The following is a 14,109-nucleotide window of genomic DNA, read 5'->3' on the forward strand; positions in this document are numbered from 1 at the left end:
TCCTCCACGTGACACCGAAGCTCGCATGAGCAATTGCCCCGCCCTTTGCCATCGGACGGTTTCAGGATGTGGCAACGCGTCTTCTGACTTCCAGCTTGACCGGGTGCAGGCACCTTCCCATCCGGCAAGCGGACAGTGGCGGCCAATGCCTCCTGACACACGTATCTGGTTACAGCGGCGGGACCGCCCCGGATTCTCACCGGGTTCCGTTAGTTGCAACATGTTTCGTAGGGCATGCACTCCCGACCGACAATCTGAAAGGTGATTTTGATCAGGCGGCAGACGACCTTTTCCGGCGAAAACTCGTGAGTGCTTGCGCGGGCTCAAAGAAGCGGCCGTCGTGTCCACTTCCTATGAATGAAGATTGGGGCACTCGCCCTGACTGGTGTTTCCAGCTTCCTGGAAAAAATGCGGCTTTTCTGTCACTGAAGGTCTTCGACAATGAACTTGATGGTATCCCCAGAACACCGTGTGGTATCCCGGCCAATCGAGGACAATCGGCGGAAAAACGCGGCAGCAATGGAAATCTTCCCAATCGGCACGATCCTCACGGCTTCTGATCGCGCCGATGAACCAGTCTACCATATCCACGAGGGATGCATTGTGCATAGCCGGCTTGCGGCCAACGGCATTGCACAGGTCGTTGACGTCTATGGTCCGGGCCGTATCTTTGTCCATCCCAGTAGGCCGAGCTTAGCCCAAGTGCGCATAGAATGCCGGTACGAGGTGCTCAGCCTTCGCAAGCGCGCCCGCATGATTCACGAAGCTCTCGTCGAAAACCTTGACCGTTCCCACCGGCATGTCGCACTCTTATGCGGAAAGACGGTCGTTCAAAGGATCGCCACGGTCCTTATGGATCTCGCCTGCAACTCGGTGCTGACCCGATTTCACGCGGGACGCTCAGTCTGCCACTCACGCGGACCGAGATCGGCGATTGGCTCGGCTTGAGAGGTAAGACCGTCTCCCTCGTCTTCAGCCTTTAGATCCGGCAGAGGGCTATCTCCCTTGATAGCCATCGCCGCCTTTGCGACAAGAACTGGCAATCGCTTTCCTTCATCGCCGATGGTGTCGACCCGTGCATTGGCAGGGCGATGGCGATCTAGGCATGTGACGGACGCGATTGGTCGGCGCAATTCGACGGATCAACAAGACGCGCAGGCTCGTTCGTCGTTATCCGGTCGCCGTCGTTACTGGTTTGGGATGCTTCTCCGGTCGCCTTCCCTTCTCGCGGCCGGATGCCGCTCTGGCACTTCGGGAGGCATTTGCCAACCTGCTCCATTTCCGGGGAGCGTAGTAGCGCCGCTTTGGGTCTGCTGGTGCACTTTCTCTTCGGCATGGGCGCAAGCCTCAATCGGCTCGACCTCACACTTGGCGCAAACCTTCGTGTCGCGCGTCGCTCAAGGTCGAAAAGCGGTCCATTACATGGCCGACCATGTCATTGCCGCAGCACACTGCCATGCATTCGAAGGCGTCGCACATCCAGTTACAGTCCGCGTCGTGCGGTCGGCATTCGGAGATATGTCCGGCACAGGGACGCGCACTATCCATCCAGGTTCGGAACAGGCCCTCGGCGGAGGCCCTGTATTCGCTGTTGCTCGTCATGGTTTTTCTCGAGTTGAACGGCATCGTCGGCGTCAGCCGGCGAAGCGAGGAAAAAGCACGTTGTTCTCCAGATGCATATGCTCCACGAGATCTTCCGAGAACTTCTTCGCGCTGGTGTAAAGAGCACGCCACGAATTGCAGGCGCCAACCGGCAAAGTAAAGCCGCCCGTGACATGTTCGAGTGCGGCCACATGCCGTGCCTCCACGTCATGCTCATGGCGCATCTGCGCGATCGGTTGTGTCAGCACCGCCTTGTCGTTCCGCTCCATCAATGGGAATAGAAGAGCCTCTTCGCGGCTCATATGGCCCTCGAGATCGGCGTGGATGCGCTCCAGAAGATCGGCGAGGCCTACAGGGGCTTGAGGATGGGCGCCATGAACACGCTCGACTTTCTGTGCAAGCGGGATCAGCCATACCAGTTCACTGCGGTGTGTTTCGTGGTAGCGGCTGCGCAGGTGGTTGATCAGTTCCACCGTTCCCTCCGGAGCCTCCCGATGACTGGCAAGCATCAGCGTCTTCAACTCCGTCAGCAACGCGTCGGGCGAGAGGCCGGCTTTTTCTGCGGCTGTGTCGATCCGTTCAGCGCCACCGCAGCAGAAGCTTATCCCGTGGCGACGGAACAGGTCGGCTGCTCCTGGCACTGTCGTTGCGACCTTTCCGACTGTCTGGCTGAAATCGATATCCGTCATGGCCGTTCCTACGTTCATGGACTTATCGAGCCTTCAGGCTCGATCATGTCGGTGAACTTGCGGGCGTTTTCTCGTCTGGTCGTTGCGCCGTCGCAAACACGGCGCAACGGCCAGACGCCCGCTTCAACAACATCCTCAACGAGGAGTATCGCCCTTCGTTCGGTGAGTTGCCCGGCTATGGTCGGAGCATCGAGGTGTCGGCGCGCGTGGCCTTCTGACACACGTACCAAACTGCGGCATCCCGAGTATTAGGGGGCTCGGGATGATCTTGCCGCGCGCCACGGAGCCCGGTGCTGCGCGGCATGTTTGATTGCTCGCAGGGGCACTGGCGGGGTGCCTTCAGGTATACCTTCAAATAATTGTCCAGATTTGCGCTGACGCAAAGATCTGGAGTGTCGCAACTGATAGGCATTCGCAACTGACGTTTCGCGCCTGACGCGTCACTGCTACTCCATTCAACGCAAGAGAACTTTCACAAAAGGATTCCGCCATGAACATGCGCAAGCCGGTCCTCATCCTTCTGCTTTCCTCGACCCTTCTGGCGCCGTGCGCGGCCAGTGCCGCGGGCGATGCGGAAAGCCGGGGGCTTGCGAATGTCAAACAGTTCACGCTGGATCACAATCGCCGGCTGGTGGCCCAGGCCGAACTGCTGGAGGTGGCCGTCGCAGACTATGCCGGCGTTATCGCCGGTCACGGCGGTGACTACACGAAAGCCTGGGAGGCCGATGGCGCGCGACTCTCCCGTCAGATCGCTGCCATTCGCACTCTTTGGCTGGAGACCTCGAACCAGTACGAGACGATCGAGGGCATCGTCGCCGGCATTCCTTCGACGGCAAAATACGATCTGATCCTCGATGCCGGCAATCCGGGTTCGGAAGCCGAGGATGTTGCGGAATACGACCTGAAGCTGCCCGACGGAACCGTACTTCAGCGCCCGGGCAATCTGTTCCACGGCATCACCGAACCGCTGTTCTGGGGGATGGACGAGAAGGGTGTGAAGCTGCCGGCGGATCTCGACGCGGACGGCAAGATCATTCGTGGCGAAATGCTGTTCGACGCCAATCTCGGCCAGGGCGCGGCCCAGGCGCTCGTCCATTGGGCAAAGACGCTCGAGACCGACATGTCGGCCTGGGCCCCCAATCGCCAGGATGCCTTCACCTCGGTCGTCGTCATGACTCCGACGGTCGGCGACTATTTCGGCGAGTGGAAGGAATCGCAATTCATCACCGGCGAGATCGGCGCCTTCGTCGCCCAGAGCCGCCTCACCGACGTGCAGGGCATCATGAACGGTTGCCGCAAGATGTATTCCGAGGCGATCTCGCCGGTGGTCGCGGCCGCCGACGCGGACCTCGATCAGCGGATCACGGCCGGTTTCAAGGAACTTCTGACGCTGGTCGACGACACGCATTCGCGCGAGGCGGCCGGGGCGAAATTCGGAGTTGAGGAAGCGGACGCGCTCGGCAACGAGGCGCAGGATATCGCCGACAGGATCGTCGCCATGATCCTGCAGGCGGCAGCGAAATCCGGCGTGACGATCAACGGTTGACCAGGCGATTGGCAGTGTGCGGTCGACTATTTGCGTCGGCCGCCGGGACCGGACATCGATGACGAGCCTTCAATCCCCGACACATGCGCAAATGCCGCGCGCCGTCACGGTTCGCGGCCCAAGTAGGCTGGCCGTTCGCCGGACCTCCCTCCTGACGATCCTGTTCGCGGTTCTGTTGGGCACGGGGACCTACATCGAATTCCTCGCCGCGCGGAACTGGAATGCCGGCGAGACGGTGCTCGTGCTGCACATCGTTCTGGGGCTGGTCGGCGTCGCCATGTTCGCGTCCTGGATCGGCCCGCATGTGCTTCATGGTTTGCCGAAGAGCCAGCGTCCCCTGTTCACATGGCTAAGCTGGCTGCTCTTGGCCAGCTACCTGCTGGTGTTTGGAACCGGCCTGGTGATGATCATTCCCCTGGCATCATATCTCGCCGGAAGGGTATGGTTCTTTCAATTTGATACGACGGGTGTGCTGACCTTCCTGCATCTCTGGAGCGCTTTCGCCGCCGCCTCGGGCCTCTTCTTGCATCTCCTTCTTCAGCACTGGCGCAAGCCGGCCTCCGACAGGCGCGGGGCTTCGTCATGAAATACCAGTTCAAGGCCCATCTCCCGCTTCTGGCGCTCGGCATGCTGAGCGGACTTCTGGTCATCGTCGGCGCCGAACTGTTTGGGCCGAAAGCCGCCGAACCCGGCGTTCCGCTCGCCGATATTCCGTTCTACCAACTGCCGTTCGGTCCGGACGAAGCGGGCCGGCCAAGGCCGTTCTGGCCCTCGCGGCTGAACACCGAGAATGGCAGGATGGTCGACCCCGCCGTCATTCCGTCGGCGGCGCAATGCGCCACCTGCCACCAGCGCGAATTCGAGGAATGGGCGCCCTCCCTGCACGCCATCGCCGGGCGCGACACAGTGTACGAGCGGGCGGTCGAGGCAAACGAGGACCTGCACAAGGACGGCATCGAGAAAGCACGCTTCTGCGAGGGCTGTCATGCGCCCGGCGAGGTGCTGGCCGGGCGGACCAATCGCTTCAAGTCGGTCATGCCGTCGGCGGCTGAAACCGAAGGCATCACCTGCGTCATGTGCCATACGGCGACGCATGCCGATCCTGAAGAGGGCAATGGCGCGCTAACGCTGGCGGTCAATACCGGAGTTGACCAGCTCTCCAATGCCATGATCCTCGCCGCGCCGCGTGACCATGCCCGAGCCTATGGCGGGGCGGCGACGAATGCGTTGATCGCCAGCGGTGATTTCTGCGGCGCCTGCCACACCGAGGGCTATGACGCGTCAATGTCGAAGGCGGAAAGTCGGCAGCATGTCCAGACGACCTTCAGCGAATGGAAGGAGAGCTGGTATGGCCGCAACGACGTCACCTGCCAGGATTGCCATATGGCCCCGGATCCGGCCGCCTATGTCCGCCAGATCCGGGAAGGTGACCTTGCGAAACCGGAGCGCTATGCCCACAATTTCGTCGGATCGAACTATCTGATGTTCGATACCGGTCTCGGCGGCAATCTCACCTTCTTACGCGGCGGTATCGTCCCGGGCTTGTCGGATGCCAGGAACACCGAACTGATCGCCCGGCAGGGCGAGGCGACCCGCGCGCTGTTGCGCTCGGCCGCCGGACTTTCGCTCCGGCGCGGCTCGCTCGACAAGGATCGCCTGAGCTTTGCCGTCGCCGTCCAGAATCTGGGGGCTGGCCACAACCTGCCGACCGGCGTGATCGACCAGAAATACATGTGGCTGGAGGTGGTCGTCAGGGATGGCGCGGGCCGGAAGATCTTTCATTCCGGCGCGTTCGACCCCGTGCGCGGAGAAACCGATCCGGACGCGGTGGTCTGGCGCGAGGATTTCATCGACACAAAGGGCAAACGCATCCCCGATCACCTTACCTTCATCACCGCCGGGATTTCGCATGTGCGCGCCGGCGTTCCCGCCAAGGGCGAGGATGTGGTTTCCTACGAGACAGACGTCCCGCCCGGCGCCGAAGGTCCGTTCAGCCTGGAGGCCAGGCTCTGGTACCGCGTCGCGACCCAGGAATTCGCCTATAACACGCTGAAGACAGACCTCGTCATTCCTCCATTCGAACTGGCGGCGGAACGGTTCGTCCTGCCCGCGACAGAAGAGGTACGCCCGTGAAGATTGGCCGATACCCCGCGCTCGTGATCATGCTGCTGGCACTTGTCGGTGCCTTCGCCCCGCCATGCGCGGCGGCGGTGCCTTGGCAGGATGCCGAGGCGCTTAGAAGCGAGACCGCGGCCACCCAACGCCTGTTGTTCCGCGCGCCCGACGACCTGGCCCGGAGGGACATGTCGGCGCGCATCGAGCGGGTGCGGCGCTTGTGGACAGACCGGTTGCAAGCCGCCTATCGGCTTGGCGCGGCGGACGCCGTCGCGCCGATTGACGACGCGGTTGACGACTTCGCGGCCGCTCTTTCCGAATGGAATGCCGCGGCGGCTTCGGCTGCGCGTGCGCGGCTCTGGACGGCCTTGCTCGACGGGGCCGTGAATGCCACGCTGACGGCGCTCGACGAAGGGCGATCCGAAGACGCCGCTCAGTGGCTGAACATTCGCGAATATGCGCGCACGTCTCGCGATACCGCCGCCACCATCGCAATGCGGGAAGTCCTGGCCCGGCGCCTGGAGCCGGCGAAGGCCCGGGAGGTGATAGAGGCGGAGCTTCTCGGAGTTTATGCCGGCGAGTTGCGCCGCTCGATCGCTGAGAGCCGGTCGCATCTCGCCTCGGGATATCCCGTGCAGTTCGCCCATGCGCTGGCGCGGGCGAGCGGATTGCGCGACCTTCTGTCAGACAATATCGCCGCCCGGATCGGACACCAGCAGGCCGAAGCGATCAAGGCCGCCCTCGCCGAGGCGGGATCCCGCCCATCCGGGAGCGCGGATCCGGTTCTGGCACGGCTGGAGACAAGTCTTGCGACCTATTCCCCGACCAGCCTGTCGCCCGAGGACCGCGAGCGCCGCGTGAGACTGCTGTCGCGGTTCATCGGCCTGGTTCCGGTGGAATACGAAAAGGGTGTGCGGGATGGCGCGGTCACCATTCCGTTTGAGTATTTCGAGGCCGGCCTGTTTCGTGACCGGGCGGCGATGTTGTTCGGCGACCTCGGCGCGGACCTCGCCGCCCGTTCGCCGCAGGCGTTCGAACGGCTCGGTACCATCCTGGCCGAGATGGAAACGGTGATTGACGGAAAGGGCGATGAAGATCGCGTCCGGGCGTTGTCGCAGGAGGCGATACAGAGCATCGCCGACACCTATGGCCTGTCGAGCGAAGGCGGCTACAGGCTTGCCCTCGGCATGCTGCCGGATCTTTTCGACGAAATCCTTCTGGTGGCCGAAGCCGGCGATTGGGAAGAGGCCGAACTGAAGCGGCTCGAGGCCTATGCGCTGTTCGATCCCGACATCGAACAGAGGCTGATGCCGCGAGCGCCGGCGCTGGCCCTGAAGATGGAGGCCGATTTCTGGGAGGGCAGCGCATCGGAAGCGGGTCTTGGACGCCTGATCGCCGACAAGGGGCCGCAAGTGGTGCTGAGGCAGGTGGTCGAGCGCATGAAGGCCGCGACCGTGCAGGCGCATACGATCCTCGACAGCCAGCTCTCTTCGCTCGGAGCCTTCCTGCAGTCGCTGGCCATTCTCGTGCGCGAGGGGCTGGAGGCCGTTCTTGTCCTTGCCTGCATGATCGGCGCCCTGAAGGCCGGAGGAACGCCGGCCGGCGGTCTGCTTGGCTGGCGGCTGCCGGTGTCGGGCGGTGTTTCGGCCGCCCTGCTTGCGTCTTTCGCGCTCTGGCTGGCGGTTGGCAAACTGTTCGACATGAGCACGCTGCAGCGTGAACTGCTGGAGGGCGCGACCGCCCTGCTTGCGGCGGGCGTGCTGCTTTATGTCACCCACTGGATTTTCCGCAAGGCCTATGTCGGCGACTGGTTGGCGCACATCCGGCGTAAGGCCGAGATGGCGTCCGGGCCGGGGGAAATCGCAACCATGTTCGGTGGCCTGACGGTCTTCGGACTGGCCTTTCTCGTGGTCTTTCGCGAGGGCTTCGAGACCGTGCTGTTCTACGAAGCCCTTTTGGCCGACGCCCCGGCCATGCCGGTTCTGGGCGGCCTTGTGGTCGGCGCCGTTCTGGCCGTCGCGGTCGCCTACCTCATGCTCGGCCTTGAGGCCCGATTGCCGGTGAAGGCATTTTTCCGGGTGACGGGCGCCTTGCTGGCACTGATGAGCGTCACGCTTGTCGGCAATGGCATTCGTGGACTGCAAACGGCTGCGCTTGTGCCCGCGACACCGGTTTCCTGGTTTCCCGACCAGCCCTGGCTGCAGCTCTATTTCGGCCTTTATCCCGTCGCCGAGGCCCTGTTCGCCCAATTGTTGATCACCGCGCTGCTGTTGCTGTCTGTCATTTGGCTGCTGGGTGCCAGATCCCGCGCGGCACCTGTATCCTGATGCCAGCGGCGGAATAGGGTCTCGGCCGATGCGGCGCTGGACTTAGGCGCGCCTCTGGCGCGAAGTCCAGGTTTCATGATCCTCAAGCGCATATGTCGACGCGCTTGCTCAAAATGCGCCGGTGCAGCTGGCGGCAAACATGGCCGTGAGTTTGCGGCACAGCAAAGAAGACGCCCTGTATGTGTGCTTAGTAAGCTCGGCCGGACATGAATTCCGGTTGTTCGGCATGAGGCCGGCGTCGATCGGAGCCATCCCTCATGCAGATTTCTGACATATCCCTCACCAAACGAATCCTGATGTGCGCCGCCATTCCGGCGCTGCTGGCGGCATGGCTTGCCTACGACCGTATCGCTGAGGGTATCGGCGCCTATCGTTCCGCGACACGTCTTGTGGCTGTCAGCGGAGAGATCTCGGCGATCGGCGATCTGGTCCATGCCGTGCAAAAGGAGCGCGGCGAAACTGCCGGCGCGCTTGCAATCGCTGATCGGGTGCGGGACGATGCCGTGAACAATGCCCGCCAGGTGGTCGACGACACCGCCGGGCGGTTGGAACAGATCGCCACCGTCACCAAGGCGCAGTCCGGCGACGAACTGTCGGAGACAATGGCGATGTTGGCTGACCTGCGCCGGAACGTTGACGGTCGCACGATTGCGCCCACTGAAGCGACGCGGCGCTACAGCGACATCGTCGCCGGCTTCCTGTCCCTGTCGCGAGCACTTGGCGATCTGGACTCAGGCAGCGCCATCGCCGAGGAAATCGCCGCCTACAATCTGTTTTCGCAGGCCAAGGAACTGGCGGGCCAGGAGCGGGCGACCGGCAATAGCGTGATCATGGCTGGCGTCGCCGACGGGGCAGTCCTCTTGCGCCTTTCGAGGCTGTATGGTTCGCAGGTCGCTCTGCTTGAAGAATTTTCAACGAATGCGCCGGCCTTTGCCGAAGATGCCAAAACGCTCGGCGTAGCTGCTTCCGGCCCATTTGCCATGATGCGCGAGCGCCTGCTGTCGGCTGGGGTCGGCTCCGACCTTTCCGCACTCGCCGCTGCCGATTGGCATCGCCTCGCGACCGAGCGGATCGACGCCATGAGGGCGCTGGAACAGAAACTTCTGGAGGCAATCCGCCAGAATGCGGCTGTCACCGCCGCGGCGGAGGAGCGCGTCTTGATCACGCTTGGCCTCGTGCTCGCCTCCGCCTTTGCCGGTTCCGTGCTGCTGTCGCTGGCGATCGGGCTTGGCGTCGTCCGGCCGATCAAGCGCCTGACCGCAGCCATTGAACGATTGGCCGACGGCGATGTGAATGTCAGCGTCGGCGAGGCGACCGCCAGGGACGAGGTTGGTGCCATGTCGCGGGCGGTCGCGCGCGCGCTCGACGAGGCGCGCCGTCAGGCGGAAAGCCAGAGACAGGAGGATCTCGCTCGCGGTGCCGAGCGGCAGGCTTTGACTGAAGCGACGGAGAAGGAAAGGGCGGAACGCGCTCGCGCTCTGGAGGGCGCTCTTGGCCAATTGGAAAATGGTCTCGACGCACTGTCCTCAGGCGACCTGCGCTACCGGATTGCCACGGCGCTCGATGCCGATTTCGATGGCCTTCGCCTGGTCTTCAACCGATCCGTTGAAACCCTGGAGCGGCTGGTTTCCATGGCAGGCGGCAATGCTAATGTGATTGATGACGGCTGCACTGGGCTGCGTGGTGCCGCCGACAACCTGGCCCGGCGCACTGCGGGCCAGGCCGCGGCGCTGGAAGAGGCCGCCGCCGCGCTGGAACAGGTCGCCACCGCCGTCAAGATGTCGTCGAGCGGCGCCGACGAGGCGCAGCAGTCGGCGGGTCGGGCAAGCCGTGACACGTCAGAGGCGACCGCGATCGTTAACGCGACCGTCGGGGCGATGCATGAAATCGCCCAGTCGTCTGAACGCATCGGCCGCATCATCACCGTGATCGACGAGATCGCCTTCCAGACCAACCTCCTAGCCTTGAACGCCGGCGTTGAAGCCGCTCGCGCCGGGGAGGCCGGCAAGGGTTTCGCCGTCGTTGCCCAGGAAGTCCGCGAACTGGCGCAACGTTCGGCCTCCGCCGCCAAGGAGATTAAGTCCCTGGTCGACCAGGCGTCGAGGGATGTGACGAACGGCGTCGATCTGGTCGGCCGCACCGGTGAGGCGCTGCATGGCATCGAGCGGCAGATGCAGACCGTTAACCGGCAAGTGCTCGCCATCGCCCAGTCGGCCAAGGAGCAATCGGTCGCATTGGCGGAGATCACGGCTTCGATCGGCCAGCTCGATCAGATCACTCAGCAGAACGCCAGCATGGTAGAAGAGACCAACGCCGCCTCGGTGACACTCGCACTGGAAGCGACCAAGCTGCGAGGTCAGTTGGCTGCGTTCAGGACTGGGGGGGCTGAGTTTATCGGACTCCCGCTCCGTTCAGCGGTGGCTTGATGGTACGGTGCTGGCTCACATTGGCCCAAGCAATAAGTCTGGCCATGCCGCCGAGACGCCAGCCTCCTGCCATGGAGCCCTTCCAGGAAGGCATTATCAGTCGCCAACGCAACGATTGCCGCCGGGACGGGACCGGCCCCCGCGTAAGCTGGGGTCGAGGTTTGACAGCGGTCGCATGCAGGGCTACTGCGGCGGCAGTGCGGATGGAGCCGTCCATTGTGATGGGGAAGCGGAGCAGGTATGCCGAGAAGACGGCCATCGCCTCGGGGCGTTGGTGGAGGCCCACCTCGGCGCCATCGCACACTGGGCAAGATCTCGTACTCAAGGCAGGCGGCATGGAACGGGACCATCGCATCGTCTCGCAACATTTCGGTTCACGACCGACTCTCGCTCGCGACCGATAGACCAAAGTAAATTGGTGAGTATCAGCTTGAAAGATAATATATCTAAGATAGCGGCAAGGTTGATCCTTCGGACTATGCCTGCGTTTATCTTAGCCCCGGCAGCCTTTTTATGACTCTAAAGTCCTGCGTCGGGGCACATCCCAGCTTCAGAAGGCCTGAGATCGTCAAGACGCGTGCAGCCAGAGGTCTGAGCTCAAGCCATCAGTTACAAATTCGAGCAAATGCACAATAAATCTGCATATCGAATATTTCCGTTAAGTGGTAATTAACCCTGAATTTGTAGGGTATTTTTATAAAACAAGATTCGTTTTGTTATCACCATTCTGGTGCCGGCATCCATTTTGTTCAATCAAGTTCTGTTTTCGCGGCATGCCATTTTCATGGCGTATGCGGGAGGCGCATGTGGAAGAACTGTCCAAACATGTAATTTCTAACGAACGCCCGAACATCGCTGCCATTGCACACTGCGACCTGCAGATAGTTACGGCTGGAGCGATCTCTAGCAGATACGGTATCGTTTCGACTGGTGCCCCGCCGGGCGCCTTGCCGGAGTGCTTCCCTCGCTAGCTTCCTGAACCGCAGCGCGGGCGGTACACACTTCACTACGAAACCCTTCACATATGTTTTTCATCCACCGATCCTTGGATACTGGGAGGTATTCCTATGACTTTTCTCGCAAACGCACATCGAACATCGGGTGCAACATTTCAAGTTAACGCGCCACGCAACAGCCGAAAATCCTCGCGCGGCATCCGCAGCACATTATTCTTGATTGTCGCAGCTTTCATTCTCGGCTTGCTCGGCTTTGCTCTTGTCAGCATGACCACGGCGCTGAATAGCATGCGCACCGCCCAGATGATGCGTGCCAATAATGGCGTGGGAAGCCTCTTTCTTGAGAGTGCAGGGGCACTCGCAGCGGAGCGAGGCTTGACCAATGCAAGCCTGTCTGCGTCCGCCAAGGCAGACGCGGAACTTCTGGCGGAGGTCCAGAATTTGCGCAAGCGCAGTCAAGACGCACTTGATGCCGCGCTTGACGAAGTCCGCTCTGCCTCGGATTTCCCCGCAAGGGAAGCCCTGATTTCCAGGGTGACAACGGACCGGCAAAACCTCCAGCTGCTACGCCAGACCGTTGATGCACAGCTTACCTTGGAACTCTCAGCACGGGACGTGTCCGTTTCGGCCAAATGGGTGCCGACGATCACAGCGTTGATCATGACGTCGCAAGAATTGCGTACCGCGGCCCAGATTGTGCCGCCATCGGCACTGGCCCGTACGCAGATCATGCTAGATCTGAGGCAGGCCATGTGGGTGATCAGCGAATATGCAGGGCGCGAGCGGGCGCTTATTGGGAGCATGCTTGCCCGCAATGCCAAGTTTGATGCCGGAACGCTGTCGACACTATCCGAACACCGGGGGCGAGTGGAACAGGCATGGGCTCAGGTCGAGGCCTACGAAAAACGCGAATTCGCAAGTCCTCTGATTCTCACGGCGATCCAAGAAGCAAAAGCGGCCTATTTCGACAGCTTCGAAAAGGTCCGGGAATTGGTCTACTCCGCGGGCGCCGGCAACGAGATCTATCCCCTCAGCGCGGTTCAGTGGATGGTAGCGGCGACCAAGGGCATCGACAGTCTCCTACAACTCTCTCAGGCGGTTGGCGAAGCGACCGCGGAATACACGCACTTGATCGAGAATAGCGGACGCAACAATGTCATCATCAGTGGCTCGGCTCTAGTCCTGACGCTTGTTCTTGGCGGTTTTGCATTCCGGGTCGTCGCATACCGTGTGGCAAACCCAATCCAATCCCTGACCATGACGATGTCGCGCTTGGCTGACGGTGACATGGAGGTCGTCATTCCCTCGGTGGAACGTGAAGACGAGGTCGGGCAGATGGCCCGCGCGGTCGGAGTGTTCCGCGATGCCGCAGTTAATAATCGGCGCCTGGAGGCCGAAGCCCTGGGCAATCGCGAATTGACGGAACAGGAACGGCGCGAACGGGAAGCGCAAAGGGCTGCCGAAGCGCAGAAACTAAAAGAAGCGACTGACGCGCTTGCTACCGCACTCGGCCAGTTGGCGAAGGGCGACGTCGGCTATCGTATTGATACGCACTTTGCCAATGATCTCGACAAGCTTCGCCTTGACTTTAACGAGTCGGCGGCCAAACTTGAAGATGCGCTACGATCAGTCGGCGACAATGCCTCGGCCATTTATGCTGGTTCCGAACAGATCCGCGCGGCGGCCGATGATCTAGCCAAGCGCACGGAGATGCAGGCCGCCTCGGTCGAGCAAACGGCCGCTGCGATCGAACAGATCACGACCGCCGTCCGCGACACTAGCCGCAGGGCAGGAGAGGCCGGCACCCTCGTGTCCCGTACCCGTGAGCAGGCGGAGCGCTCTGGCGTCGTAGTCGCACAGGCGGTGGCAGCCATGGGTGCTATCGAGGCATCATCCCACGAGATCAACAACATCATCACGGTCATCGACAATATTGCCTTCCAGACGAACCTCTTGGCTCTGAATGCCGGGGTCGAAGCGGCTCGCGCCGGGGACGCGGGTAAGGGATTTGCAGTGGTTGCCCAGGAGGTGCGGGAACTGGCCCAGCGCTCTGCAAGAGCCGCACAGGAAATCAAGGCATTGATCTTGAGCTCTGCTGGGCAGGTTCAATCGGGCGTCTCACTCGTCGGTGAGACCGGTGATGCCCTGCGGTTGATCGTCGGCGAAGTGCAGGAGGTGAACCGCCATGTAGCGGCCATCGTCGAGGCGGCGCGGGAACAGTCCATTGGTCTCGGGGAGATCAATGAAGCAGTCAATCTGATGGACCAGGGCGCCCAGCAGAATGCCGCTATGGTCGAACAATCGTCCGCCGCCAGTCACAGCCTCGCCCTGGAAGCGGCTGGTCTCAATCGACTGCTGGCCCGGTTCCGCTTCGGCCAAGCGTCCGCATTGACACAGCCTGCCGCAGCACAGGTTCAGGGCCCGAGATCGGCTGTGGCCGCCTGACGG

At 61.9% G+C, this 14,109-nt stretch carries 7 protein-coding genes and 1 riboswitch; of the genes, 6 read left to right on the forward strand and 1 reads right to left on the reverse strand.

Annotated elements, in window-relative coordinates; genetic code table 11:
- Window positions 1–78: 78 nt before the first annotated feature.
- Window positions 79–208: riboswitch (cobalamin riboswitch) on the reverse strand.
- Between the two features lie 1,426 nt (window positions 209–1,634).
- On the reverse strand, window positions 1,635–2,291 hold the full coding sequence (ric, locus tag L867_RS0115715) for an iron-sulfur cluster repair di-iron protein (protein WP_028737764.1): 657 nt from the start codon (window positions 2,289–2,291) through the stop codon (window positions 1,635–1,637).
- Between the two features lie 490 nt (window positions 2,292–2,781).
- On the opposite strand from ric, the gene L867_RS25500 reads away from it, so the two are divergent.
- From L867_RS25500 to L867_RS26505, 6 genes are all read left to right on the forward strand, one after another.
- Window positions 2,782–3,837, forward strand: coding sequence for an imelysin family protein (locus tag L867_RS25500; RefSeq protein WP_051439028.1), 1,056 nt, complete (start codon window positions 2,782–2,784; stop codon window positions 3,835–3,837).
- A 58-nt stretch (window positions 3,838–3,895) separates the two neighbouring features.
- Window positions 3,896–4,423 (forward strand): hypothetical protein, encoded by a 528-nt coding sequence (locus L867_RS0115725; RefSeq protein ID WP_146086539.1) that lies wholly within the window; start codon window positions 3,896–3,898, stop codon window positions 4,421–4,423.
- Window positions 4,420–5,970 (forward strand): multiheme c-type cytochrome, encoded by a 1,551-nt coding sequence (locus L867_RS0115730; protein WP_028737766.1) that lies wholly within the window; start codon window positions 4,420–4,422, stop codon window positions 5,968–5,970. The genes L867_RS0115725 and L867_RS0115730 overlap by 4 nt, the downstream gene beginning before the upstream one ends.
- Window positions 5,967–8,279 carry an FTR1 family iron permease gene (locus L867_RS0115735; RefSeq protein ID WP_028737767.1) on the forward strand — a complete coding sequence of 771 codons (2,313 nt, stop codon included), beginning with the start codon at window positions 5,967–5,969 and terminating at the stop codon, window positions 8,277–8,279. The genes L867_RS0115730 and L867_RS0115735 overlap by 4 nt, the downstream gene beginning before the upstream one ends.
- A 296-nt stretch (window positions 8,280–8,575) precedes the next feature.
- Window positions 8,576–10,705, forward strand: a complete 2,130-nt coding sequence (locus tag L867_RS25505; protein ID WP_051439029.1) for a methyl-accepting chemotaxis protein — start codon at window positions 8,576–8,578, stop codon at window positions 10,703–10,705.
- A gap of 1,067 nt (window positions 10,706–11,772) precedes the next feature.
- Window positions 11,773–14,106, forward strand: a complete 2,334-nt coding sequence (locus L867_RS26505) for a methyl-accepting chemotaxis protein (protein ID WP_232363946.1) — start codon at window positions 11,773–11,775, stop codon at window positions 14,104–14,106.
- The last annotated feature ends 3 nt before the right edge of the window (window positions 14,107–14,109 follow it).

It is taken from the genome of Paenirhizobium selenitireducens ATCC BAA-1503 (genome assembly GCF_000518785.1).
Classification (GTDB): Bacteria; Pseudomonadota; Alphaproteobacteria; order Rhizobiales; family Rhizobiaceae; genus Allorhizobium; species Allorhizobium selenitireducens.